This is a genomic window from Ruegeria sp. Ofav3-42 (assembly GCF_022347725.1).
Taxonomy (GTDB): Bacteria; Pseudomonadota; Alphaproteobacteria; order Rhodobacterales; family Rhodobacteraceae; genus Ruegeria.
Genome location: NZ_JAKRGB010000008.1, coordinates 111,648 through 136,397 on the forward strand (window position 1 = coordinate 111,648; position 24,750 = coordinate 136,397).

24 protein-coding genes are annotated in these 24,750 nt (G+C 58.8%); 16 read left to right on the forward strand and 8 right to left on the reverse strand.

All coding sequences use genetic code 11. The features are described 5' to 3' along the window. Positions 1–4 precede the first annotated feature (4 nt). The 7 genes from MHN28_RS13495 to rarD all read left to right on the forward strand — a co-directional run bounded on the left by MHN28_RS13495 (position 5) and on the right by rarD (position 9,499). Positions 5–2,455 carry an FAD-dependent oxidoreductase gene (locus tag MHN28_RS13495; RefSeq protein ID WP_239340914.1) on the forward strand — a complete coding sequence of 817 codons (2,451 nt, stop codon included), beginning with the start codon at positions 5–7 and terminating at the stop codon, positions 2,453–2,455. Positions 2,456–2,473: 18 nt separating this feature from the next. Continuing rightward, a complete protein-coding gene (locus MHN28_RS13500; protein ID WP_239340917.1) occupies positions 2,474–2,950 on the forward strand; it encodes a cupin domain-containing protein in 477 nt (158 codons plus the stop codon). Between the two features lie 10 nt (positions 2,951–2,960). Next, positions 2,961–4,013, forward strand: a complete 1,053-nt coding sequence (locus MHN28_RS13505; protein ID WP_239340920.1) for an alcohol dehydrogenase family protein — start codon at positions 2,961–2,963, stop codon at positions 4,011–4,013. Positions 4,014–4,025: 12 nt separating this feature from the next. Further along, complete coding sequence (locus MHN28_RS13510) at positions 4,026–4,919, forward strand: homocysteine S-methyltransferase family protein (protein ID WP_239340923.1); 894 nt, start codon at positions 4,026–4,028, stop codon at positions 4,917–4,919. Positions 4,920–4,929: 10 nt separating this feature from the next. Next, positions 4,930–5,904: a GlxA family transcriptional regulator gene (locus MHN28_RS13515; RefSeq protein ID WP_239340926.1), complete on the forward strand. Its 975-nt coding sequence runs from the start codon at positions 4,930–4,932 to the stop codon at positions 5,902–5,904. A gap of 89 nt (positions 5,905–5,993) precedes the next feature. Further along, positions 5,994–8,447, forward strand: coding sequence for an FAD-dependent oxidoreductase (locus MHN28_RS13520; protein WP_239340929.1), 2,454 nt, complete (start codon positions 5,994–5,996; stop codon positions 8,445–8,447). Between the two features lie 146 nt (positions 8,448–8,593). Continuing rightward, entirely contained in the window at positions 8,594–9,499 is a 906-nt protein-coding gene (gene rarD, locus MHN28_RS13525; RefSeq protein WP_239340932.1) for an EamA family transporter RarD, read from the forward strand. Here rarD and MHN28_RS13530 read toward each other — a convergent pair. Together MHN28_RS13530 and MHN28_RS13535 are read right to left on the reverse strand one after the other, a co-directional pair. Then, on the reverse strand, positions 9,490–10,200 hold the full coding sequence (locus MHN28_RS13530) for an SGNH/GDSL hydrolase family protein (protein WP_239340935.1): 711 nt from the start codon (positions 10,198–10,200) through the stop codon (positions 9,490–9,492). The two genes, rarD and MHN28_RS13530, sit on opposite strands and share 10 nt — an antisense overlap. A 2-nt stretch (positions 10,201–10,202) precedes the next feature. Next, positions 10,203–10,613 (reverse strand): nuclear transport factor 2 family protein, encoded by a 411-nt coding sequence (locus MHN28_RS13535; protein WP_239340938.1) that lies wholly within the window; start codon positions 10,611–10,613, stop codon positions 10,203–10,205. Between the two features lie 96 nt (positions 10,614–10,709). On the opposite strand from MHN28_RS13535, the gene MHN28_RS13540 reads away from it, so the two are divergent. After that, positions 10,710–11,357, forward strand: a complete 648-nt coding sequence (locus MHN28_RS13540; protein WP_239340941.1) for an RluA family pseudouridine synthase — start codon at positions 10,710–10,712, stop codon at positions 11,355–11,357. Between the two features lie 2 nt (positions 11,358–11,359). On the opposite strand, the gene MHN28_RS13545 is transcribed toward MHN28_RS13540, so the two are convergent. Then, positions 11,360–11,548 (reverse strand): hypothetical protein, encoded by a 189-nt coding sequence (locus MHN28_RS13545; protein ID WP_239340944.1) that lies wholly within the window; start codon positions 11,546–11,548, stop codon positions 11,360–11,362. 103 nt (positions 11,549–11,651) lie between these two features. On the opposite strand from MHN28_RS13545, the gene MHN28_RS13550 reads away from it, so the two are divergent. From MHN28_RS13550 to MHN28_RS13560, 3 genes are all read left to right on the forward strand, one after another. After that, entirely contained in the window at positions 11,652–12,344 is a 693-nt protein-coding gene (locus MHN28_RS13550) for a YafY family protein (protein WP_239340947.1), read from the forward strand. A gap of 117 nt (positions 12,345–12,461) precedes the next feature. Further along, positions 12,462–13,124 carry an OmpA family protein gene (locus MHN28_RS13555; protein ID WP_239340966.1) on the forward strand — a complete coding sequence of 221 codons (663 nt, stop codon included), beginning with the start codon at positions 12,462–12,464 and terminating at the stop codon, positions 13,122–13,124. Between the two features lie 135 nt (positions 13,125–13,259). Further along, the gene (locus MHN28_RS13560; protein WP_239340987.1) at positions 13,260–14,990 is read left to right on the forward strand and encodes a hypothetical protein; all 1,731 of its coding nucleotides are present in this window, start codon (positions 13,260–13,262) and stop codon (positions 14,988–14,990) included. Positions 14,991–15,147: 157 nt separating this feature from the next. On the opposite strand, the gene MHN28_RS13565 is transcribed toward MHN28_RS13560, so the two are convergent. Then, the gene (locus MHN28_RS13565) at positions 15,148–15,759 is read right to left on the reverse strand and encodes a DUF6338 family protein (RefSeq protein ID WP_239340990.1); all 612 of its coding nucleotides are present in this window, start codon (positions 15,757–15,759) and stop codon (positions 15,148–15,150) included. A gap of 205 nt (positions 15,760–15,964) precedes the next feature. Here MHN28_RS13565 and MHN28_RS13570 point away from each other — a divergent pair, with 205 nt between their 5' ends. Both MHN28_RS13570 and MHN28_RS13575 read left to right on the forward strand, forming a co-directional pair. Continuing rightward, the gene (locus MHN28_RS13570; protein WP_239340993.1) at positions 15,965–16,507 is read left to right on the forward strand and encodes an NADPH-dependent FMN reductase; all 543 of its coding nucleotides are present in this window, start codon (positions 15,965–15,967) and stop codon (positions 16,505–16,507) included. 49 nt (positions 16,508–16,556) lie between these two features. Next, positions 16,557–17,357: an acyl dehydratase gene (locus MHN28_RS13575; RefSeq protein WP_239341028.1), complete on the forward strand. Its 801-nt coding sequence runs from the start codon at positions 16,557–16,559 to the stop codon at positions 17,355–17,357. Here the strand turns inward: MHN28_RS13575 and MHN28_RS13580 are convergent. Then, entirely contained in the window at positions 17,349–18,389 is a 1,041-nt protein-coding gene (locus tag MHN28_RS13580; protein ID WP_239341031.1) for an FAD-binding oxidoreductase, read from the reverse strand. The two genes, MHN28_RS13575 and MHN28_RS13580, sit on opposite strands and share 9 nt — an antisense overlap. 49 nt (positions 18,390–18,438) lie before the next feature. Here MHN28_RS13580 and mnmD point away from each other — a divergent pair, with 49 nt between their 5' ends. Both mnmD and MHN28_RS13590 read left to right on the forward strand, forming a co-directional pair. Next, a complete protein-coding gene (mnmD, locus tag MHN28_RS13585; RefSeq protein WP_239341034.1) occupies positions 18,439–19,104 on the forward strand; it encodes a tRNA (5-methylaminomethyl-2-thiouridine)(34)-methyltransferase MnmD in 666 nt (221 codons plus the stop codon). Continuing rightward, entirely contained in the window at positions 19,101–19,970 is an 870-nt protein-coding gene (locus MHN28_RS13590) for a DMT family transporter (protein ID WP_370645716.1), read from the forward strand. Before mnmD ends, MHN28_RS13590 begins: the two co-directional genes overlap by 4 nt. Here MHN28_RS13590 and MHN28_RS13595 read toward each other — a convergent pair. Then, positions 19,944–21,908, reverse strand: coding sequence for a lytic transglycosylase domain-containing protein (locus MHN28_RS13595; RefSeq protein ID WP_239341054.1), 1,965 nt, complete (start codon positions 21,906–21,908; stop codon positions 19,944–19,946). The two genes, MHN28_RS13590 and MHN28_RS13595, sit on opposite strands and share 27 nt — an antisense overlap. Before the next feature lie 134 nt (positions 21,909–22,042). Here MHN28_RS13595 and dapA point away from each other — a divergent pair, with 134 nt between their 5' ends. Beyond that, the gene (dapA, locus tag MHN28_RS13600; RefSeq protein WP_239341076.1) at positions 22,043–22,915 is read left to right on the forward strand and encodes a 4-hydroxy-tetrahydrodipicolinate synthase; all 873 of its coding nucleotides are present in this window, start codon (positions 22,043–22,045) and stop codon (positions 22,913–22,915) included. A gap of 132 nt (positions 22,916–23,047) precedes the next feature. On the opposite strand, the gene MHN28_RS13605 is transcribed toward dapA, so the two are convergent. Further along, positions 23,048–23,920, reverse strand: coding sequence for a DmsC/YnfH family molybdoenzyme membrane anchor subunit (locus MHN28_RS13605; protein ID WP_239341114.1), 873 nt, complete (start codon positions 23,918–23,920; stop codon positions 23,048–23,050). Continuing rightward, on the reverse strand, positions 23,920–24,669 hold the full coding sequence (locus tag MHN28_RS13610; RefSeq protein ID WP_239341151.1) for a 4Fe-4S dicluster domain-containing protein: 750 nt from the start codon (positions 24,667–24,669) through the stop codon (positions 23,920–23,922). The genes MHN28_RS13605 and MHN28_RS13610 overlap by 1 nt, the downstream gene beginning before the upstream one ends. Positions 24,670–24,750: the final 81 nt, after the last annotated feature.

Below are 24,750 nucleotides of genomic sequence, written 5' to 3' on the forward strand. Positions count from 1 at the left end.
ACCAATGAGCGATTTTCCGACAAAAGCCCGCGTGGTTGTTATCGGTGGCGGTGTGGTGGGGGCTTCCTCGCTGTACCATCTGGCCAAGAAAGGCTGGACCGACTGCGTTCTGCTGGAAAAGAACGAACTGACCGCAGGCTCGACATGGCACGCGGCGGGTAACGTTCCGACTTTCTCGACCTCTTGGGCGATCATGAATATGCAGCGGTACTCGACCGAGCTGTACGCACGGCTGGGCGAAGAAGTTGATTACCCGATGAACTATCACCAGTCCGGCTCGATCCGTCTGGCGCACAGCAAGGAACGGATGCAGGAGTTCGAGCGGGCGATGTCGATGGGCCTGTATCAGGGCATCCCGATGGAGATGTGGACCCCGGAAGAGGCCAAGGAACGCTATCCATTCCTGGAAACGCACGATCTTGAGGGCGTGCTATATGACCCGACCGACGGCGATATTGACCCGGCACAGCTGACACAGGCGCTGGCCAAGGGTGCCCGCGACATGGGGCAGAAGATCATCCGTTTCTGCCCGGCGACAGGTGTGACCCAGCACGACGATGGCACCTGGACCGTTCACACAGATCAGGGCGATATCGCCTGCGATTACGTGGTCAATGCCGCCGGCTACTATGCGCAGCGTGTGGGTGAGTGGTTCAAGCCGTTCGGCGGCCGTACCGTTCCCGCGATGGTGATGAGCCACCAGTACCTGCTGACCGATGAGATCCCCGAAGTTGAAGCGTGGTCTAAGGAAAACGGTGGCAAGAAACTGCCTCTGCTGAGAGACGTGGATATCTCTTACTACCTGCGGCAGGAGAAGCACGGCTTCAACCTTGGCCCCTATGAGCCCAACTGCAAGGGCCATTGGATGACCGAAGACGACCCGATGCCCGAGGATTTCAGCTTCCAACTGTGGAATGACGATCTCGACCGCATCGAAGACATCGTTACCGACGCGATGGAGCGGGTTCCGCTGATGGCAACTTCGGGTGTTGGCCGTGTGATCAACGGCCCGATCCCCTATGCGCCGGACGGGCTGCCGCTGATCGGTCCGATGCCCGGTGTGAAAAACGCGTTTGAGGCCCACACATTCACCTTCGGTATCGCTCAGGGTGGTGGTGCAGGCAAGGTGCTGGCCGAATGGATCGTCGATGGCGCGACCGAGTGGGATATGTGGGCCGTCGATCCGCGCCGCTACACCGACTACACAGATCAGGAATACTGCAACCAGAAAGGTCTGGAGGTTTATGGTAACGAATACGCCATGCACTTCCCCCATCATGAATGGCCAGCAGCGCGCGACAAGAAACTGTCGCCGGTGCATGACAAGGTCAAAGCGCTGGGCGGCGTGATGGGTGCCTATAACGGATGGGAGCGGGCCAACTGGTTCGCGAAGCCGGGCGATGACACATCGCTTGAGGCCACCCATACCTGGGGTCGGTCCGGCCCGTGGGAGCAGCGGATCCAAGAAGAATGCGAGGCCGTGCGAGACCATTGTGGCGTACTAGATCTGCCAGGCTTCTCGCGCTTCATGGTCAAGGGAGAGGGCGCCGCTGAGGCGCTGCGCGGCCTCGCAACCGGTGGGTTGCCAAAGGTCGGCCGGATGAACCTCATCTATATCTCTGACGACCGTGGTCGCATTCTGACCGAGATGTCCTGCATCCGTTTGGGTGAGGATGAGTTCCTCATGATCACCGCCGCAACCGCGCAATGGCATGACCGGGATATCCTGATGAACGCCATGCCCGCCAGCGTGTCGGTTGAGGATGTCACCACGACACGCGATACGCTGATCGTCACCGGCCCGAAATCGCGCGAGATCCTGTCGACAATGACGGATGCCGATCTGACCTCGGGGTGGCTGACCCATCAGTCCGCCACCGTTGCAGGCCAGCCCGCCTACCTGATCCGTGTCTCATTCGCCGGTGAGCTGGGATGGGAAGTGCATGCCCTGAACGAGCATATGCCTGCGATCTATGACGCGATCACCGATGCCGGTGCCAAGCCCTTTGGGATGTATGCGCTGAACTCACTGCGGATTGAAAAGGGTTACCGCGCGTGGAAGGGTGACCTGTCGACCGACTACTCGCTGCTCGAAGGCGGATTGGAACGGTTCGTCAAACTGGACAAGCCACAGGACTTCCCCGGCAAGGCCGCGATCCTGAACGAAAAACAGCAGGGCGTGAAGAAGTCGTTTGTCACGCTGACCGTGGATGCGGGCGATTGCGACGCGCCGTATATGTCCTGCATCTGGCAGGGCGATCAGATCGTGGGCGAGACCACCTCGGGCGCTTGGGGTTACCGCGTTGGCAAATCCATCGCGCTGGGCATGATCAAGGCCGAGCTTGCCAATCCCGGCACTGAGCTTGAGGTCGAAATCTACGGCCAAAAGTGCCGCGCTGTGGTAGAGCAGGATCAGCCGCTCTGGGATCCCGAGAACGAGCGGTTGCGCGCTTAACCTCTGCCGGAGAACGCCATGAGCAAACGATACGCCAAATTGGGATCCGATGAGGGTCCCAACTATGACTGGGAAAACGACCACACCTTTGTGAAGGTTTCCGGTCAGGACACGGATGGCGCATACACGCTCATGGAAGACAATCTGAAGGCCAGCTTTGCGCTTGGCCTTCATCGCCATGATAGCCACGCCGAGACCTTCTATTTTCTGGAAGGCGCGGTGGATTTTTACGTTGATGGCGACTGGCACCGCTGCGTGCCCGGCACAACGATGCACGTACCGCCCGGAGTGCCTCATGCATGCCGGGTGGCCGATGGTACCCCGGCCAGAATGTTGATGATTTTCCAACCTTCGGGGTTCGATGGATTTCTGGCCGAACTGGCGACAATGACCGAAGCTGATTTCGCAGATGAAGCGAAGATGGCCGAGTTGAACGCGCGCTATGACATTGTGCCGATGGGGCCGATTCCAGCCCATCCGGAAGATCAGAACTGAAAGGGTGCTGATGGCTGTTTCTGCAACCATGTCCGGCGTTTACCTGACCCGCCATGGCGGCCCCGAGGCGCTGGAATGGCGTGAGGACATACCGGTCCCAACACCTGGCCCGGGCCAGGTGTTGGTTCGGGTTGCGGCGGCGGGAGTGAACAACACCGACATCAACACGAGGATCGGCTGGTACTCCTCGGACGTGACCAGTGCCACGGATGACGTCGATCAGGATGTCGATGCTGGCGGCTGGGGTGGTGCACTTTCTTTCCCGCGCATTCAGGGCGGCGATCTGTGCGGCTATGTCGAATTGGTCGGGCCTGAGTCCGGCTTTACGGCTGGGCAACGCGTGACATGCCCGATCAATTTGCCGCGCCCGCGCCCAGGCAACCCGACGGGATTTATCGCGCTAGGTTCGGAAATCGACGGAGCTTTTGCGCAATACTGTTTGGTCTCGGCGGATGACTTATACGACGTCTCAGCGTCGCCGCTGTCAGACGTTGAGGTCGCCGCCATCCCCTGTGCATTCGGAACCGCAGAGAACCTGTTGACCCGTGCCGGAGTAACCGCCGGGCACAAAGTTCTGATCACTGGGGCCTCAGGCGGCGTGGGTCTTGCTGCGGTGCAACTGGCGTCACTGCGCGGTGCGACGGTTTGGGGCGTCACGGGGGCCGCGAAGGCAGAGGTGGTCAAAGCGCAGGGTGCTTTTGACACCTTTGAACGCGATGCACCGTTGCCGGAAGGCACTTTCGACATCGTTATTGACGTTGTTGGTGGTCCGGCGTGGCCGGGCCTGATCCGGGCGCTGAAGCCGGGCGGGCATTACGCTGTTTCGGGAGCAATCGCCGGGCCAATGGTTGAAGCGGACCTGCGAGAAATCTACTTGCGCGACATCACGATACACGGTTGTACCCATCAGGCGTTCGAAGTCTTTGGCCGCCTTGTCGAGATGATGAATGCAGGTCGCATCAAACCTTTGGTTTCCAAAACCTATCCACTAAGAGACATCGCCAAAGCGCAGGAGGATTTCCAGTCCAAGGCGCTGCCGGGGAAACTCGTTCTGATTCCATAAGGAGGTTGGCACATGGCGGATATCACGCTTCTGGATGGCTCGATCGGGCAGGAACTGGTCAAACGCAGCGGGGACAAAGCGACGCCGTTGTGGTCAACGCGCGTGATGATCGACTACCCGGATCTGGTAAGGGACGTTCACGCCGACTATTTCCGCCGGGGCGCAACGATCGCAACCACAAACACCTACGCTGTTCACCGGTCGCGGCTGGAACGTGTGGGGTTGCAGGATCAACTGGCTGACCTGATTGGTGTCGCGGTGTCGCAGGCTCGCCGGGCTCGGGGCGGCGGCCCGGGGCGTGTTGCCGGTGCGATTGGTCCGTTGCTGGCGTCTTACCGGCCCGACCTGAAACCTGATGCGCAACAGGCGGCCGTGAAGTTCGCTGAAATCGTTCGCCTCATGGCCAACGACGTCGATCTGTTTCTGATCGAAACCGTTTCATCGGTGCAGGAGGCCGAAGGCGCCCTGCTTGGCACGTCAGAGGCGGGCAAACCTGTTTGGCTAGCACTTACGGTGATGGACGACGACGGAACGCGCCTGCGATCGGGTGAGCCGCTTTGGGATATTGCGCCACTGGTAGACCGGTTCAATCCAGACGCGGTTCTGATAAACTGTTCGCGCCCCGAGGCCGTTCCGGCAGCCCTGGATGACCTGGCCACGATGGGTCGGCCTTTTGGGGCCTATGCCAACGGGTTTGCAGAAATTTCGCAGGACTTTCTTAAAGACGCGCCAACTGTTGACGCTTTGGAACAACGGCACGACCTCGGACCTCAAAAATATGCCGATCATGCCATGGGGTGGGTTGAACAGGGGGCGACGATTGTCGGCGGCTGTTGCGAGGTAGGCCCGGATCATATCGAAGCCCTTGCCAATAGCCTGCGCGCGGCGGGGCACCGGATCGTCTGAAGGGAATACGATGACGACGACCTCAAAGAAAACACTGGTCAACGCTCAGCGCCATTTCGACATCGTCGTTGCGCCGGGCTATGTGCTGCTGGAACTGGCATCTTTGGTCGAGGTGCTGCGGCTGGCGAACCGCGTTTGCCCAAGCCCCCCTTTTACCTACACATACCGTTCGCTCAGAGGCGGCCCAATCGACAGCAGCAGTGAAGCCACGATCCAGACCGAGCGCATTCCGACGCAGCCCAATGCGGATTACCTGTTCGTAATCGGCAATTCCGACCCTGATCACCCCGATCTGTCGCTAGGGCGTGTGGTATCGGATTACACCTTCCGCGGTGCGCAGGTCTTTTTGCTGTCCGAGGCAGCAAGCCGCTATATCGACGAGCAAGGAACCGAGGACATGTCGACCCACTGGGAAAATGCGTCCTTCCTGCGCGAACGCCGCGCTCAGTTCGAGGCCAAACTTTCGATTGCCACGGAACAGGGCGCGGTGGTGACCTGCGCCGGGATGGAGGCGACAACCGATGTCGCGCTAGCCGTGATCGGACGCCACATTTCCGGACCAACCAGAATGACGGTCGCCGACATCATGTTGCATGAGAACATCAGGGATTTCTCGTCGTTACAGCCGTTTTCAGGGTCGAAGACCACCGCCACGGGCGACGCGAAGTTGGACCAGTGCATTAAGCTGATGCAGGCCAATATCGAAGACCCGCTTCCGATTCAGGAAATCGTTGAGGTTTTGGGCCTGTCGAATCGTTCGCTGGAGCGGAAGTTCAAGAATTACTTCGGCACCACTCCCAACGGGTTCTATCGTGAAATGCGACTGGCCAAAGCCAATAATTTGCTGCTGAATACGACGATGAGTGTTCGTGAAATCGGTCTGGCCTGTGGTTTTCCAAACGGATTCTCGTCTGTTTACAAGAGCTTCTTTGGCGTGACGCCCTTTGTTCTGAGACGCGAAAAACGGCAGGTCAAACAGCGTTGATTTTTGCAACTGAGCTGACGTTTTTCATGCATTCTGCGTCGCTCCTTCGTGTCATTTTGGACAAAATCTAATCAAGCGGAGTCATGAGAATGGCTGATCTTCCAAATAAGGCCCGTGTTGTCATCATCGGTGGCGGTGTCATCGGTTGTTCGGTGGCGTACCACCTGACGAAAAAGGGCTGGAACGACGTGGTGCTGCTGGAGCGTAAGCAGCTGACCAGCGGAACCACCTGGCATGCGGCGGGCCTGATCGCCCAGCTGCGTGCGACCAAGAACATGACCAAACTGGCGAAGTACAGCCAGGAACTTTATGGCTCGCTCGAGGAAGAAACCGGCGTGGCCACGGGTTTCAAGCGCTGCGGATCGATCACCGTCGCTTTGTCGGAAGAGCGCAAGGAAGAGATCTATCGCCAAGCCGCCATGGCGCGTGCATTTGGTGTCGAAGTCGAAGAGATCTCGAGCGAACGCGTTCAGGAACTGTATCCGCACATCAACCTTGAAGGTGTAAAGGGTGCTGTGTACCTGCCGCTGGACGGGCAGGGGGATCCGGCCAACATCGCTCTGGCGCTGGCCAAAGGCGCACGTCAGCGCGGCGGTATCGTCAAAGAGCGCGTGAAGGTGACCGACATTGTCAAACAGGGCCGCAAGGTGACCGGCGTTGACTGGGTTGCCGATGACGGCAGTGCCTCGGGGCATATCGAATGCGACATGGTGGTGAACTGCGCGGGTATGTGGGGGCATGAAGTTGGCCGCATGGCGGGCACGAACGTACCGCTGCACGCGTGCGAACACTTCTATATCGTGACCGAGAACATCGACGGAATGACACAGCTGCCGGTTCTGCGCGTGCCGGACGAATATGCCTACTACAAGGAAGATGCCGGCAAAATCCTGCTGGGTGCATTCGAACCGGAGTCCAAGCCATGGGCAATGGATGGCATCCCGGACACGTTCGAGTTTGACCAGCTGCAGGAAGATTTCGACCACTTCGAGCCGATCCTGGAAAAAGCTGTAGAACGTGTGCCGCTGCTGGCTGAGGCCGGTATCCACACCTTCTTCAACGGCCCGGAATCCTTCACCCCCGACGACGCGTATCATTTGGGTCTCGCGCCCGAGATGGACAATGTTTGGGTGGCAGCGGGCTTCAACTCGATCGGTATCCAGTCCGCTGGCGGCGCTGGTATGGCGCTGGCCGAATGGATGGACAGCGGTGAAAAACCGTTCGATCTGGGCGATGTCGACATCAGCCGAATGCAGCCGTTCCAGGGCAACAAGCAGTACCTTTTCGAACGTTCGAAAGAAACGCTGGGTCTGTTGTATGCCGACCACTTCCCCTATCGCCAAAAGGCCACCGCGCGCGGCGTGCGTCGGACTCCGTTCCACCACCACCTTTTGGAACAAGGTGCGGTCATGGGCGAGCTGGCGGGTTGGGAACGTGCCAACTGGTTCGCAAATGAAGGGCAGGAGCGGGAGTATCAATACAGCTGGAAACGCCAGAACTGGTTCGAGAACTCGGCTGCTGAACATAAAGCCGTGCGCGAGAATGTTGGTATGTACGACATGTCGTCCTTCGGCAAAATCCGCGTTGACGGGCCTGATGCCGAAGCGTTCATGAACTATATCGGTGGCGGCGATTACTCGGTGGCAATTGGCAAGATTGTCTACACGCAGTTCCTCAACCGCGCCGGCGGCATCGAGGCGGACGTGACCGTCACCCGCCTGACCGAAACCGCCTATCTGGTGGTCACTCCGGCGGCGACCCGTCTGGCAGACCAGACATGGATGCAGCGCCACGCAGGCAACTTCAACGTCGTCATCACTGATGTCACGGCGGGCGAGGGCGTTCTGGCCATCATGGGCCCGAATGCACGTGCGCTACTCAAAAAAGTCTCGCCCAACGATTTCACCAACGCGACCAACCCGTTTGGCACCGCGCAGGAAATCGAGATCGGCATGGGCCTGGCCCGCGCCCATCGAGTGACCTATGTGGGTGAGCTTGGCTGGGAAATCTACGTCTCGTCCGACATGGCGGGTCACGTGTTCGAAACCCTGCATGAGGCTGGGCAGGACATGGGGCTGAAGCTGTGCGGCATGCATATGATGGACAGCGCCCGGATCGAAAAGGGCTTCCGCCACTTTGGCCACGACATCACTTGCGAGGACCACGTCGTCGATGCCGGGCTTGGTTTTGCCGTCAAGGTCGACAAAGGCAGCGACTTCATCGGCCGAGAGGCTGTGATCGCACGCAAGGAAAGCGGACCGCATAACCGTCTTGTGCAGTTCAAGCTGACCGATCCGGAACCGCTGCTGTTCCACAATGAACCGATCATTCGGGACGGTGAGTACGTGGGCTATCTGTCCTCGGGCAACTATGGCCACACGCTGGGCGGCGCGATCGGTCTGGGTTACGTCCCGTGCGAAGGCGAAAAGGCGGCAGACGTTCTGGCCTCGACCTATGAGATTGACGTGTGCGGTGTCAAAGTCAAAGCCGAAGCCTCGCTCAAGCCGATGTACGATCCGAAATCCGAACGCGTTAAGGTTTAACGCGGACAAGCAACGAACGGGGCGCTTCGGCGCCCCTTTTTTTGTTGAACATATCAATTTTCTTGATGCGACCCTTCACGGTTTTCGCAGTTTTCAAACCCGTCTGAACTGCCGTAAAGACAAACGGTATCAGCCGGAGACTTATGATGGCAGACGTCACAACATCACGCGGGAATGAGGACACGCCAAAGGGTCTGGCCTTGGCGGTCACGGCCTACGTTCTGTGGGGGTTCCTGCCGCTTTACATGAAGGCCATGGCGCACATTGGGCCGGTCGAAATTGTGGCGCACCGGATCATCTGGTCCGTACCTGTGGCCGGGCTTTTGTTGGTTGCGCTGGGGCGGACGCGGGACCTGAAGGCTGCTTTGCGCAACCCGCGGATGCTGGGTATGGCTTGCCTGACGGCAGCCTTGATATCCGTGAACTGGGCTATTTATGTCTGGGCTATCGCCAGTGGCAATGCGCTGGACGCAGCGCTGGGATACTACATCAATCCGCTGTTCAGCATTGCGCTGGGGGCGATCCTGTTGCGGGAACCCCTGAACCGGATGCAAATGGTTGCGGTCGGGTTGGCCGCGCTGGGTGTGCTGGTGTTAATCGTTGAGGCAGGAAGACTGCCATGGGCGGCCCTGGGCCTGATGATCAGCTGGGGCTTTTATGCGTTTTTCAAACGCTCATTGCCCATCGGTCCCAATCAGGGATTTCTGCTTGAGGTTCTGATCCTGTTGATTCCCGCTCTGGCCTACGTGACCTGGTTGGGCGCAAAAGGAACCGGGCATTTCGGCGCGGCTGCCGGGGACACTATGTTGCTGGCCTGTGCCGGTGTGGTCACGGCCGTTCCGCTGCTGGTCTATGCCAACGGCGCCAAGCTGGTGCGGTTGTCGACGATGGGCATTCTGCAATACATCGCCCCGACGATGATTTTCATAACTGCGATTACGGTCTTTGGCGAACATATCGACCGGGGCCGCATGATCGCGTTCCCGCTGATTTGGGCCGCTCTGATTGTCTACACAATCCCGATGATCCGACAGATGCGGCGTCAGGCCTGACGCAATAGGTCGGCTGCTGCTTCGGCCCATAGACGATAAGCTTTGGGGCTGGGGTGATACCCGTCCGGAGCCGCCAGCGCCGGATCGTCTGGCAATTCCAAAGGCAGATGGCGCACCTGCGGAAATGCGTCGGCGACCTGCTGCAATCCTTGGTCCAGTCGTGCCGCCTGACGTCCCAATACCCATGCCAGAGGCTGAGGCAGCGCCGGAAAGCGGTCCATTTGTGGAACAGCCGTCACCACGACGCGGCGCACGCCCAATTTGCCCGTCAGATGATCAAGTAAACGGGCCTGCCGCGCAGTAAACTTTTGCTGTGTCACGGCACGTGTAACATCGTTGACACCCAATGCCGTCACGGCGGCATCAAACGTGCCTTCGAGCTTACCCAGCCGATCAATCGTGTCCTGTGTCGTATGACCAGTTGCCGCCTCAAGCCGCCATTCGACGCTGTAGTGCCGCGCCAGTCGGGCCACGAGAAACCCGGATAGCGCCTGTTGTTGCGTACCGGCCCCAACCCCGGCGGCTGAGCTGTCGCCCGCGATCAACAGGCGCAAACGCGGTCCGCGACCTTCCCGCCCTTCGCGCGGGCCGGACGGTTCGGGCAATTGCTGTGCGTTGCGACGCACGGAGACTGCCTGTGCTGCCAGAACCGGCAGCAATGGGACACGCAGGATTTGATCTACAGAGATCGGGGCAGCCATGTTTAACTCAGTGCGTTTTTGAACTCGAGAAATCGAGGGTCGGTCATCACTCGTGCCATCATCGCCTCGCGCAGGGCACCAATGGTTTTGTAAGGGCGCATGACAACCTCGAATTCCTGGATCAGACCTGCGTCATTGAGCGCAATCAGATCGACGCCAACAGCATCCAGATCTCCGACTTTGCACTGAAACTCAAGCGCCCAATCCCTGCCTTCGCCCATAATCCGGCGATAGCGGAAATCGGAGAATACCTGGCCCACATGACCCAACACTGCCGCAACCGGTTCGCGACCGGTCCAGGTGCTGTAATAGGTCGGCGGGGAAAACCGCACATCCTCGGCCAGCAATTCATGGATCAGGGTTTCATCGCCTTTGGCAACAACTTCTTGCATGCGCTCGATTGTGGGGTGCATGGTATCTCCTCCGCTTTGGCCAAAGAGTTGCTGAGCTGATCCATTCAGGCAAGGCCGACGTTGCGGGAAGCCGCGCCGTGCGATAGGCAGGCGCGCATGAGCGAGACCTATGATCCCCCGAAAACCCCGCTGGATGTGCTGCATGAAGATGCGCAGATGATTGTGGTGAACAAGCCGTCGGGCCTTTTGTCTGTGCCGGGAAGGGGAGAGCATCTGGCCGATTGTTTGCTGACACGGGTACAGGCGGCGTTTCCGCAGGCGTTGCTGGTGCATCGGCTGGATCGGGATACGTCGGGCGTTATGGTATTCGCCCAGAATCCGCATGCGCAACGGCATTTGAGCATGCAGTTCGAGAAACGACAGACTCGCAAGACTTATGTAGCCCGTGTCTGGGGACGTATCGAGCAAAAGACCGGCACCGTCGATCTGCCGTTGATCGTGGATTGGCCCAACCGCCCGCGTCAGATGGTCTGCCATGAGACGGGCAAGCCGGCTGTCACCGATTGGCGGGTTGTCAAACATGAGGGTGAGACGACGCGTGTCCGACTGTTCCCAAAAACAGGGCGGTCACATCAGCTTCGCGTTCATATGAAGGCATTGGGTCACGCTATTCTGGGCGACCCCTTCTATTCCGAGGGCGCAGCGCGCGACTTCCCGCGTCTGATGCTGCATTCCGAGGAACTGCGTCTGAAGACGCCCGAGGGCGGAGTTTCAATGAAATTCCGCGCCCCGGCTGATTTCTGACCTCAGGCCGTACTGGTCCACAGCATTTTCAGGTTCCCCAGCGAAAATCGTTTGGTCCGTTTTCTGGGTACGGGTTTGTGGGCCCGTGCAGCTAGGATTTCGCGCTCGAGCTCGAAGGCGCGCAGGGTGTGATCCTGTGCCCAGCGATCCAGTTGCAGGGTCATCATCACATGATTGTCGCGGCTTGGCATGGTCGACCTCCTTTGGTTTCTTTTCCAAAGATCGCGCATCACTCCTGACACCACCCTGTCAGGGGGGTGTGCTAGAGTGTCAGCAGAATGACCGGAGAACCCAATGCGCCGCTCGACCCGCCTGTTTGAAATCATCCAGATCTTGCGCTCTGCCGAAGCACCGGTGACGGCCGAGGCGTTGGCGGAGAAGCTCGAGGTGTCGGCTCGGACCGTCTATCGGGATATCGCCGCGCTGCAGGCGCAACGAACCCCGATTGAGGGCGAGGCCGGTGTCGGATACCTAATGCGGCGCGGATACGACCTGCCGCCGCTGAATTTCGATGCGGAAGAGGTGGAGGCGCTATGGGTCGGCCTTTCGATGTTGGCCCGTACGGGTGACAGTACATTGCAACAGGCGGCGGACCGGGTGTGTCGCAAGATCGAAGCGCTGCGTGCGCCCGCCGATTGGCTGCAGGTCGCCCCTTGGGGTGCCCCGATGGATGACCCGGCAAAGGGTTGCGTGCCGGTCGTGAATTATCGCGAGGCGATCCGGGCCGAGCGCAAGATACGTATCACTTACGTCAACGCCGAGGGCGAGCGAAGCGAACGGATCGTCAGGCCGGTCGCTCTGATCTATCACATAGAATGCACCATGCTGGCCGCTTGGTGTGAGCTGCGGAACGGGTTTCGCCATTTTCGCACGGACCGAATCTGGGCCTGCGAGCTGACCGAAGATCACTTCTGTGGGCAGGGTGAGCCCCTGCGGGCAATCTGGCAGGAACAGAACCACTGGAACGAAACCGCTGACGCACTGTAAACGGCGGGTATTTGCCGATTTCACCAGATTGTTGCTTGAGCCTTCATAGGTGCAGCGTGATAAACTGCACCAAACAACGCGGACCCGGTGAACGGGCCCTGAGCAGAAGGTGATTCCATGACGATTTCCAAGAGTGTTCTTTCCGCCGGGCTGTGCTCGGCCCTGTTTTTGGGGGCTTGTACGGACCCCGCTACGCTGAGCTTGCCCTCCGATCCCAACCAGAATGCCAAGCAGGGCGCGATTCTGGGCGGTTTGGTCGGCGCAGGTGTCGGCGCGATTGCCAACAATTCGAACCCACTTCTGGGTGCAGTGGCCGGGGGCGCGATTGGTGCGGCAGGCGGCGGTCTGATCGGCAATCAGCTTGACAAGCAAGCCGCCGAGTTGCGCCAGCAACTGGCCAATCAAGGTATCACAGTGACAAACGCGGGCGATCGTCTGATTGTCACAGTGCCAAACGACATCACTTTTGACACCGACAGCTCGACAGTACGTCCGGCGCTGCGCGCAGATCTTGTCCGCGTTGGGCAGAATCTGGTGAATTACCCGAACTCGAACGTGCAGGTCATCGGCCATACCGACAGCGACGGCGATGCTGCGTATAATCAGGGCCTGTCTGAGCGCCGGGCGCAGTCCGTCGCTGATATTCTTCAGGCCAATGGCGTAAGCGGAGCACGACTCTCGACCATCGGTCTGGGTGAAAACCGGCCGGTCGCCTCGAACCTGACACCCGAGGGGAAAGCACAGAACCGCCGGGTCGACATCGAGATCATCCCCAACTGACATACATAACGGAAAGGGCACCTCAGGGTCCAGCCCTTTGCAGTAAATGATGCAAAATAAAACTTCGGTTGGCCAGTTTCTGGCCAATCTACTCCCACAATAATAAGAAAAACCGGAACAACCGGGAGTAAATAAGTGGGAACCCTCTCGAAAAATTCTTCGAGTGATCAGCGCAGAAGATTGCCTTTGCCGTCCTTTGGCATCGACATCAGTTTCTGCAGGAATCCTCAATGCAGCCTGTTCATGGAGCCACCTGACCCTTTTGATAACAGAGGGAAAAACGGCGCCAAAGTCAAATCAAACTTTCCACGCGGCACGGTCAGCGGCTCAGGAGACGAGAAGACTTTCATTTGCGGCGCTTGCGGAAAATCTTCGATCCTGAAGAATAACAAAGCGATCGTTGAGGAATACCGGCGCCTGAGGTCAAAATTTCGCCCAGAGGCGCCACGCGATGCCTGCACAAATGTGGAATGCGCCAATCACGGCAAATCGGCCGCTGAACATCCGAAACTATATCGAAAATCTGGTTGGACCGCTAACGGGGTGCAGCGGCGGAAATGCAAAGCATGCCTGACCTCTTTCTCGGTTGGGTCGCGTATTCGGCGCCAAAAGCGAAGCAGCGCAAACAACGCTGTCCTGTGGATGATTACCAACGGGACGCCAATCTCCAAGATCTGTGATTTCACTGGGCTGTCTGCGCGGGATGTCTATGCGAAGATCGACTTCATCCATGATCGGGTTATCGACATTACTACGCGCCGGGAGGGCCTGTTCGAAAAGGTCGATTGGATCGCGGTGGGTCGGAGGTTTGCCACGGATTCGCAAACGCTTCATCTCAACTGGCCGAACAAGAAGACCAGGGCGCAAATAGCAGTCCATCATCTCTGCACCGCCCATGCAAACACCGGCTACATCATGGCCGCTCATGTTGGGCTGGACCCGGAATTGGAGCTTCCTGACATCGAGGCCCAGATGGTGACCGCCGGTGATTTCGGCCTCCCTCGTGCCTATCGACAGCAGGCTCGGGTCTGGTCTGAGACTGAATTCAAGGCTTATCTGGACAAAATCACGCGGAAAGTGGCTATCCACCCGCAAGAGGCGCCCGAAGTGGATCTCGGTCTGCAGCTGCCGCACAGAGGCGCGATGCTGCGCCAGGACATCATGCAACTCGCCCATGCTTTCCTGTTAAGGAAATTCTTGGGCAAAGGAGATGAGCGATTTGTCTTTGTGCTCGATGCAGATTCTGGTCTGGCTCTTTCGTTCATTTCTGCCTTCGCATCCAGGATCGCCAAGGAACTCGCCGATGTCATCGTTGTGCGCTTCGACAAAAACAAGTCCAATGACCAGCGCAACAGCCTCGTTGCAGAAGGCAAGGCGGCGTTGGAAGCGGCCTCTGGCATCAGTTCCAGCACTTGGGCGGCTATGACAGCTACTGAGGCAGCAGAGCAAACAGATTTGGTGATAGAAGGGATGTTGGGGACTTATCCGGTAGGAATGCCTTTCGATTGGCCATTCCATACCAAATCCGAACCAAGCAGGGAGATCCGGATCATTACTGATCGGCCAGGCATGTCAAATGATCGGCGCGCTCGCCTGATGCGTCTCGCCACACTCCGAAGCGTCGACTCCTATTTTCACAAGGTGAGGTCCAACCTTCGCTTCGCCGCGCGCCCGGGGCATACGCCAAGCGGCAACGGGCAGACCTGGGACCGCCATTACCTATATAACCCCGAGACGATGGCGAAGATCGTTGAGATCTACCGCTTCAGGCACAACTGGATGGGAAGCAGCTCAACAAAAATAACTCCAGCTATGAAACTGGGATTAGCGAAAGGTAAGATCTACCCAAAGGATCTGTTTGGGTAGATCATTTCTTACTTCTTGCTCACAGAGCTTCCACCGGAAGGTGGCTGTGATGACTGGTTGTCGCCGCTGCTTGTTGTCGGCTGGTATCCGTTCTGCGGTGTTGAAAGGGGTTGATAGCCGCGCTGGTCGCTGGTCGGTTGATCTGGTTTTTGTTCACTCATGTTTTTGAAACCTCGTTAGGGGGATTTGCGGGAAAAAACTCAATGTATCTAATCTCGCTTGGGCGAATGAGGATACCTTTATCTCCAACATCCTTCCAAGGGCCATGTTCTTGGATTTCAAGCACCTTTTCAATGTAAATGTCTCGTTCAGTCGGATCGCTTGAGGCAAACGAACTCTCATCATACCTGCCTGCTACACATTCACCATCTGTCATGGTTACAAGAACAAATTGAGGTTGTGTTCTTTGGAATTTCCAATCCCATGCCGTTGGAACTGGATGAACCGGATTCAGTTTAGCTTTTCGCAGTAGCCCTCTTACCAAATCAAGTCTGGCATTAAGCCCAAGTAGCGCACCCAGGATCGCCGGGCCAAGGAAAACGGTCAACAAAGCGACACGGGGATCTTCGCTTATTTCTTTGACCGTTAGGCCGGCAATCATGACCATAGCCCAATAGATCAATGAGATTGGAAGGTATGTCAGAATTGCGTCTGTATGTTTCTGCATCCGACCTGTCAGAAACTGAGCACGAACAAAGACAGCGATAAGGCCAGGGACAACCAAGTATAAGACGATTTGAAAAGCCTCTGGGCTCTTGAGATCAACCAATTGTAACTCCAAGAAAAACTTATGAAGAATATGGCATCGTCCAGAAAAAAGAAAAGTGCAGATCTGGTCAAATCAGATCTGCACCATTTACCGCAAAGGGCTGGCCTCAGGGTGCCCTTTTGCACATTAACCGTGCGTCATCTGGTCTTGGGCGCGTGAATAACTCGGGCTAGTTAAGGGGAAACACAAGTTACGGAGTCCCCACATGTCCGAACCGATCCTGCTTGGCCTGTCCGGCTCATTGCGCCAAAGCGCGACCAACCGAAAACTGCTGCGCGAAGCCGCCCGGTTGTTTGAGCCCGGGACCTTTGTCGAAGCCGATCTGAACCTTCCCCTCTATGACGGTGATCTGGAAGACGGAGAGGGCATTCCCGAACCGGTGCAGGTTCTGGCCGATCAGATCGCGCAGGCCCATGCGGTGATCATTTCAACCCCCGAATACAACAAAGGCCCGTCGGGCGTTCTGAAAAATGCGTTGGACTGGGTCAGCAGAACCGAAGGTCGCCCCTGGGCCGACAAGCCGGTGGCCGTGATGTCGGCCGCAGCTGGTCGCGCAGGCGGAGAGCGGGCACAGATGATCCTGCGGAGCTACATGGTACCGTTCCAACCCCGCATCCTACAGGGGCCGGAAATCCATCTGGCCAGCAGCTCGAACGAGTTCGATGAGCAGGGCAAACTGCTAAGCGATCGCTACGAAAACTCCCTGCGGTCGCTGATGCAGAAACTGCGGGCCGAGGCCGGTTTCTGAGTTCAAGTCGCTGCTTGCCGGTTCGGGCCCGTCTGCCTAATCTGCCGTCATGACTGAGGAAATACAGACCGATGTGATGGACCCGGCCCGCGCCGCCGCGCTGCAGGCGGCGCTGAGTTTCGACGTGAGGATAGGTGCGGGCGATCAGCTGCCGCCCTTTTTCCACCAGCTGTATTTCTGGTCCCCGCAACCACCTGATGCGTTGGGTCGTGACGGTCATCCCAAAGTCGGTGGCGAGTTGATCCCCGATATGGGGTTGCCGCGCCGGATGTGGGCCGGAGGGCGGCTGCAGTTTCACGCGCCACTAATTGCTGGTTCGGATGCTGAACGTCGGTCTGTTCGGGAAAGCGCGACCTCAAAAACCGGACGAACCGGGCCATTGGGCTTTGTCACTCTGCGGCATGAGATTTCACAGGGCGGAACACGGTGCCTGACTGAGTGGCAGGATTTGGTTTACCGGCTTGATCCCGACGAAAGCGATGCCAAGCCCGTCGCGCCGATGGCTCGAACAGACGAAACAGACCAGCGAGAGGTCACCTTCGACTCGACGCTTCTTTTTCGTTACTCAGCGCTCACTTTCAACGGGCACCGGATTCATTACGACCTGGACTATGCGCGCGACGTTGAAGGCTATGATGGGCTGGTGGTGCACGGTCCGTTGCTTGCGCAACTTCTTATGCTGTTTGCCGTCGACCTGATGGGACCGCTGGCCCAATTCTCATTCCGTGCATCCTCACCTTTGATGCATTTCGAAACGGCGACATTGTGCCGGAGCGGTTCGGCTATGTGGGTGCGGGGACCTGACGGACGCCAATGCATGTCCGCCGAGGCCGTGCCGCAGTCAAAGTGATGCTTCGGGTCGAAAGTCGTCAGGGATAGCACCCTGACTTTCAAGAACAAGATCGGCCATGACTTCGGCCACTTTCGGGGCCATACCAAAGCCGATCTTGAAGCCTCCATTGGCAATGAACTGTCCCTTATGCAGCGGATGCGTACCCAGCATCGGCGCACGGCTCTTGCTGCGGGGGCGCACGCCAGCCCACCTTTCAATGACCTCTGCGCCGTGCAGGACGGGAACCGCACGCATCGCCCGATCCAAAACATCATCCAGAGCTGCGTCGGTGCTGGTCGGGTCATCGTAATCTCGTTCCGAGGTCGAACCGATCGCCAAAGTTCCATCTGAATGCGGTACGAAGTGGACAGCGTCTACAAACAGCTGCGGCACCTCGCCCGCGTCGAACCGCAGCAGTGCCGCTTGTCCTTTGACGCCATTGCCGACAGTCTTGCCCAACGCCGCGCTCAGCTCTTGCAGACCAGCCAATCCGGTCGCGTGAACAACGCGGCCCCGATCAGGTGCTTCAGTGACAACTTCGATCCCCATTACGGCCAGTGCGGACACCAGCGCAGCACAGGCGCGGCGAGGGTGCATGCGCGCGCTCAGCGAGTCGTGGATGACAAAACCGGTTGGGCTGGGCGGGCACCACGCGCCAACGGCGGCGGTTTCAAGGACGCGCCATTCGGCCTGCCCCTGCCACAACTCGGCTGCCGTACCTGCACGGGCACGGGCAAGCTCCAGCGTGCGGGCATCCGGGATGGGCTGCAGTCGGCCAAGCCGCGCGTATCCGGGCGAGACGCCGCCTGTTGCCTCGACTTGTTTCCAGAAGGGTTCCGCCATGATCAGGCTGTCGAATTGAAAGGCTTTCTTGGCGTTCCAGTTCTCAGGCACATGCGGGGCCAGCGCGCCGACCAAGCCACCGCTTGAGCCCGCGCCGGGACCAAATGGATCGACGACCTGTACCTTTGCGCCGCGCCGGGCGCAGGTCCACGCGATGGACAGGCCGAAAATCCCTGCTCCACGCACCGTCACATCGACCATTGCCATTCCCCTTTTCCTTGTTCAGTGTCGCGCCGCTTAGCTACAGGATTCCCCGATGGCAGACCAGCGTGCCGAACTGACATGGACCGAGGATCAGATCCCGGTCTCGGATCGTTTCGACGACCCTTATTATTCGTTGCAAAACGGGTTGGAAGAGACGCGGCATGTGTTTTTAGCAGGCAACGATTTGCCCGCGCGGTTTACCCCGGGATTTCACGTCGCCGAATTAGGCTTCGGAACCGGCCTGAACATGCTGACCGTGTGGTCCGAATGGGAGAAGTCGGGACAGACAACCCCATTGTCTTTCACCAGCTTCGAGGCGTTTCCGATGGATTTCGCAGACATGTCCCGCGCACTGGCGGCCTTCCCCGAACTGACACCGTGGTCCGAACGGTTCCTCGCGCAATGGCAAGGCGGAACATGCGATCTGGGTACGCTGCACCTTGAGGTGGTCGAAGGCGATGCACGCGAGACCCTGCAGGGATGGAACGGCGCCGCGGATGCCTGGTTTCTGGACGGGTTCTCTCCGGCCAAGAACCCCGAATTGTGGGGGGCTGACCTGATGCAGCAGATGGCCGACCATACGATCGAAGGCGGCACAGCGGCAACATACACCGCTGCTGGTTTCGTGCGACGAGGGCTGGAGGAGGCCGGTTTTACCGTCACTCGAACCCCTGGCTATGGCCGCAAACGCCACATGACGCGGGCGGTCAAATCGTGACTCAGCAAAACAACGCCCGCGCAGGGATTGCGCTGATGATCGCGGCCACTATCGTCTTTGCGTTGCAGGACGGTATCTCGCGCCATCTGGCTGGAACCTATAACACCTACATGGTCGTGATGATCCGCTATTGGTTCTTTGCGGCCTTCGTCATCGCCCTGGCTGCGCGCTCGCCCGGTGGGTTGAAAGCGGCAACCCAAACCAGCCAGCTAAAACTGCAGATCTTTCGCGGCCTGCTGCTGGCGGCCGAGATCTGCGTTGCGGTGTTCAGCTTTACAGTTCTCGGCCTGATCGACGCGATGGCCGTGTTCATCTGTTATCCGCTGTTGGTGGCCGCACTTAGCGGGCCTGTTCTGGGTGAGCAGGTCGGTTGGCGGCGATGGGCCGCAATCGGTGTGGGATGCATCGGTGTTCTCATCATCCTTCAGCCCGGCGTCGGCGTGTTCAATCCGTGGGCTATCGTCCCGCTGATTTCAGCTCTGATGTTTGCGGTCTACGGGTTGCTGACCCGTTACGTTGCCCGGCGCGACAGTTCGGCCACCAGTTTCTTTTGGACCGGTGTCAGCGGAGCCGTTGCCATGACGTTAGTGGGCATGTGGTTCTGGGAACCGATGGCGCGCACGGATTGGGCTTGGATGGCGCTGCTTTGTGTTAGTGGCGTCTTGGGCCACTGGCTGCTGATCAAATGCTATGAAATGGCCGAGGCCAGCGCAGTTCAGCCTTTCGCCTATTTCCATCTGGTCTGGAGTGCGATCCTGGGGATCTCGATCTTTGGTGAGACGCTGCGCCCTGAGGTGGTCATAGGCGCAGCGCTGGTTGTCGCCGCCGGGCTTTTCACCCTATGGCGCGAAAGACGCCAGAGTTGACCCGGTCAGTTCCTGCGAAAACGGAACCGGAAGAGCGGGCTGACCGAGACGGGCACGATAAACAGGCAGGCTTTCGGCAACGCGCATCACGTAGTTGCGCGTTTCGCTGAACGGAATCATTTCGATCCAGTCGACCATATCGACCTCACCCGCGCGGGGATCGCCATAGCGCTCCATCCACGAGATCGGGCGGCGCGGACCCGCATTGTACCCTGCGGCCATCATCACAACGTTGCCATTGAAATCTGCAGCCAACCCGGAAAGGTAATTCGCGCCCAGTTTGGCGTTGTACTTCCAGTCCGAGGTCAGATTTATTGTCTTGTGTCCGCTCAGGATGCCCAGCTCTTTTGCTACGAGTTTCGCCGTGGCTGGCATGACCTGCATCAGCCCGCGTGCCCCGGCACCGCTGATGACGACCGGGTCAAACTCGCTTTCGCGGCGGGCGATGGCCAGCGTCATTTCTTTGGCCATAGGTAGCCCCATATCGGCGACCGGATGCACGGGGTAATAGGCGGCCGGCAGGACCAAACCGACTGTCGCGGCCCGTTTGGCGATCATCACCGCCAGATGCGGCTGTTTTAGTTCGATAACCAAATCGCCAAGTTGATTGGCCTGTACAGGGTCTAATTCTTCGACCAGATGGGTCAGAAACCGCTCGGACAGGTTGTCTTCTCCGGCCTTTAGCAGCAGCAACCCGGCCTCCAGGACACTGGAATTAGAAAACTCCGCCTGCTTCCAATGCGGCGCGCGGCGAGGGTTGGCAAGCTCTCCATCGAAAGGCCGGCCGATCCGCTCGGCGGCCAGCAAGCCATAAAATGAGGTTTGATGGTCCGCGCCCTTAGCGTAGGCGTCATAAGCCTTATCAGCATCGCCTTGTGCCGCGTAAGCGCGACCGAGCCAGTACCCGCCGCGGCCTTTTGAGATCGGCGATTTCACCGCGTCCGAGAAGTTCTGGAAATGCCGGACCGCCGTGGCCGGATCATTCAGTTTACGCAGGGCCAGAAATCCCGACAGCCATTCCAGATCGGCATAACCGTACCCCATCTCGGGCGTCATATGGTGATTTGCGGCAATCTGGTAGGCGCGGTTGGCGTCCCCGCTGCGCATTTCCAGTCGGGCCAGACGGCGGCGCCCCTCGGCCCACTTGTCGGGCTCACCCAATGCATCAGGCCCGGTGGAACGCGCCAGCATCAGGTCAATCGCGCTGTCGTCCAGTTCCTTTTTGTCGCGCCAGACAAACCGGTCAAAAGCCAGACCCGGAGCATCGGCCAGCGATTTCGGAACCGCAGCTACCTTGCCGTCTACACCCGGCTGCCGTTTTTGCAGGGCAATCCTTGCCTCGGCCAGTTTGCGTTGATCGGTGCTGACCAGCGGCAGCATCTGGCCGGCGCTGACCAGGTGGTTTTCCCACAACATCCGATCCATCCGCGCGGCGTGATGGGGTTTCAGCAATTTGCCGAAGTTCTCAAGATAGTCCTTTTGCAGGCCCGACCCCATGGGCATCGTACGCCATGCGGCCACGATGTCGGCCTCGGCATCGCCCTGCCGCCCTTTCGCCTTTAGCGCGACGGCAAAGTTCAGCGCGCCCTCGGCAGTTTGCGGCGGGTTTTCAGCATAAAACTTCAGTACCCGGTCCGGATCAGCGCCAGTAAAGGCCGGTTCGCTTTTTCGCCGTAGCCAGGCCAGGCCCGGCCAATCTGGGCGTCGGTCCAGAAACACAAGAACGTCCCCGGAACTGCCGAACCCCTCGCGCAGCCAGTGCCAGACGATGATGTCACGGGACACCGACCCTCGGGAACCAGACACGCGCAGGGCTTCATTCCAGTCGCCCTTGCGCATTTCATTCATACCTGCCCGCAGATCGCCCGCCGCATCAGCCCGTACCTGAACGCCTGAAACAAGAATCACTGCCATCAAAAACGCCAGAAAGCGTGTCATCCCTTGCATTCCCCAACCAACCAAGGATACAGCCATTCAGGATAAACCTTGCGCCGCCGGGATCAACTCAAGAAAGCCAAAATCTTGGTGGACCGCGGCGTAAAAAATACAAACTGCACCCTAAGGAGCGTGTCATGTTCAAAGGCTCTATGCCAGCCCTCGTCACCCCGTTCAGTAACGGCGAGTTGGACTTGAAGACGCTCAAACGTTTGGTGGAGTGGCAGATTCAGGAAGGTTCGACCGGTCTGGTCCCCGTCGGCACCACCGGCGAAAGCCCGACGCTTAGCCACGAAGAACATGAAACTGTTGTTGAAGAGGTCGTCAGAGCTTCGGCTGGTCGGGTTCCGGTGATTGCCGGGGCGGGTTCGAACAACACGGTCGAGGCAATCCGCTTTGTGCGATTCGCTGAAAAAGTCGGTGCCGCTGCGGCGTTGGTCGTGACGCCCTATTACAACAAGCCAACGCAAAAGGGTCTGCTGACGCATTTCCGCGCGCTGCACGATTGCGCGGATATTCCGATCATCATCTACAATATTCCCGGTCGCTCGGTCATCGACATGATGCCCGCAACCATGGGCGAGTTGGCGGACCTACCGCGCATTGTCGGCGTCAAGGATGCCACCGGCGATCTGGCGCGTGTCAGCCAGCAACGCGCCTCCTGCGGTCCGGAGTTCTGCCAGCTGTCCGGCGAAGATGCCACGGCGCTGGGCTTCAATGCGCATGGCGGCGTGGGCTGCATCTCGGTTACGGCGAATGTCGCACCCAAACTGTGTGCCGAGTTCCAGCAGGCGACGCTGGACGGCGACTATGCCAAAGCGCTGCAGTATCAGGATCGTCTGATGCCGCTACACGAAGCGATCTTTATCGAGCCCGGCCTCGTTGGTGCCAAATATGCGCTCAGCAAACTGGGTCTGTGCAGTGAAGAGGTTCGTTCGCCACTGTCCGGGCTGGAAGACAGCACCAAAGCTGCGATCGACGCTGCAATGGCCCACGCTGGCCTGATTTAGCCCCGATCCAATACGAAAAAAGGCGGCCCCGAACTTCGGGCGCCGCCTTTTTTTTTGTCGCGGATCCAGACTTCATCTGGCCCTAAATACCTCGGGGGAGGCGCGGCTTGCCGCGGCGGGGGCAGAGCCCCCTTAACGCTTCCCGTAGTATAGTCCGACTACATGCTCAGCTTGCGCAAAGAACAACCAGCGCGATGTCGCAACTCCGGCAAGATGCGACGCAACCGCCAACAGCGCGAAGAAATGGCCGAACGGCAATAGCAGCAGGATAACCGGCAGGACAAAGGCCAGCACGAACGAGATGACCCGCAGCTTTTCCGCGTGTTTGCGGCCGACTACATGAACGAATTCGCGCAGCAGATAGTTGGTACCAGTGTGGGGCGGTTCGAATGCGCGCACTGTGCCACGATTGCCCAATCCGGTTGCCGTGCCCAGATCTGTGCCGGAATCTTCCAGCGCTTTGTCGCCCTTTTTCCAATACAGTATCTGCACTAGCGCCGCGACCAGCAACAGGGGCAGCGCCGCCCGGACCTGTCCGGCCAAAAGCGCGCCACCCGCAAGGCTGAAGCTGAGGAACATGGCCGGTGTCAGGTTCATGTTCCAGCGCGGAATGGTCTTGAGCTGGGTGTAGATCATTGACGTCGTGAAAACGGTACCCAACGAAAACAGCGATCCGATCCAGCCAAGTAAACCCCAGCGCTGACCCAGGAAAACAACGCCAATCGCATAAACCCCCATGACGATCAAGGCGATGACCGAGCACCAGCCTTCGCGGCTGAGCCAGCTTGAACGCCACTGCGTGAAGGCCTTCAGCGCCCGTTCAGGGTGACCCAGGTGGAAGGTCGACGCCAACAGCCCGCCAACGGAAAGGGCGTAGGCGATAGCAAAGAAGACGAATGCGACCCAGCCCGAGACATCAGGCAGGCCGAGGCCCAGAAAGAACAGCAGTCCAAAGCCGAGGCCTGACAGGGTGGTGAAGATGATTACGGATGGTGCTGGATGCATCAGAGCTTCTCCAAAGTCTTGTCCAGCCAGCCAAGAAACCCTTTGGGCTCATCGGCGACCGGGGCCAGCAACGGTGCCAGGATGTCGATTTGGTCTTCGACATTATCCTTTGGCCGCGGCGGCAGGTATTTGTTGACGGGCTTGGTGCCCATTTCAGGCATCAGGTCCATGCCTTCGCGCTCTGCGACCAGCTTGCTGACATCGCTGTCCGGGTCGCCCAGATCGCCAAAATGGCGGGCCCCCGCAGGGCAGGTGCGCACGCAGGACGGAACACGGTCAACCTCGGGCAGGTTTTCGTTATAGATCCGGTCGACGCAGAGGGTGCATTTTTTCATCACGCCTTCGGCCTGATCCAGTTCCCGAGCGCCGTAGGGGCAGGACCATGCGCACAGGCCGCAGCCGATGCAGTCGCTTTCATTAACCAGAACGATGCCGTCCTCGACCCGCTTGTAGCTGGCCCCAGTGGGGCAAACGGTGACGCAGGGCGCGTCTTCGCAATGCAGGCAGGATTTGGGGAAGTGGATCAATTGGGCGTGACCTTCGGCGGGCTGCACCTCGTAGGAATGCACCCGGTTCAGGAACGTGCCCGAAGGGTCGGCGCCATAAGCGTCCTGATCGGACAGGGGCGCACCGTAATTTTCGGTGTTCCAGCCTTTGCATGAGATCACACATGCATGGCAACCGACGCAGGTGTCCAGGTCGATGACCAGACCCATCTTGCGGTCAGTGGATGTGGGGAGCTGGGTCATGACTGCCTGGCCTCCGCGTTTGTGGTGAGGGCGGGCTGGGGCTCTGCCCCAGACCCCGAGGTATTTTTGGCCAGATGAAGA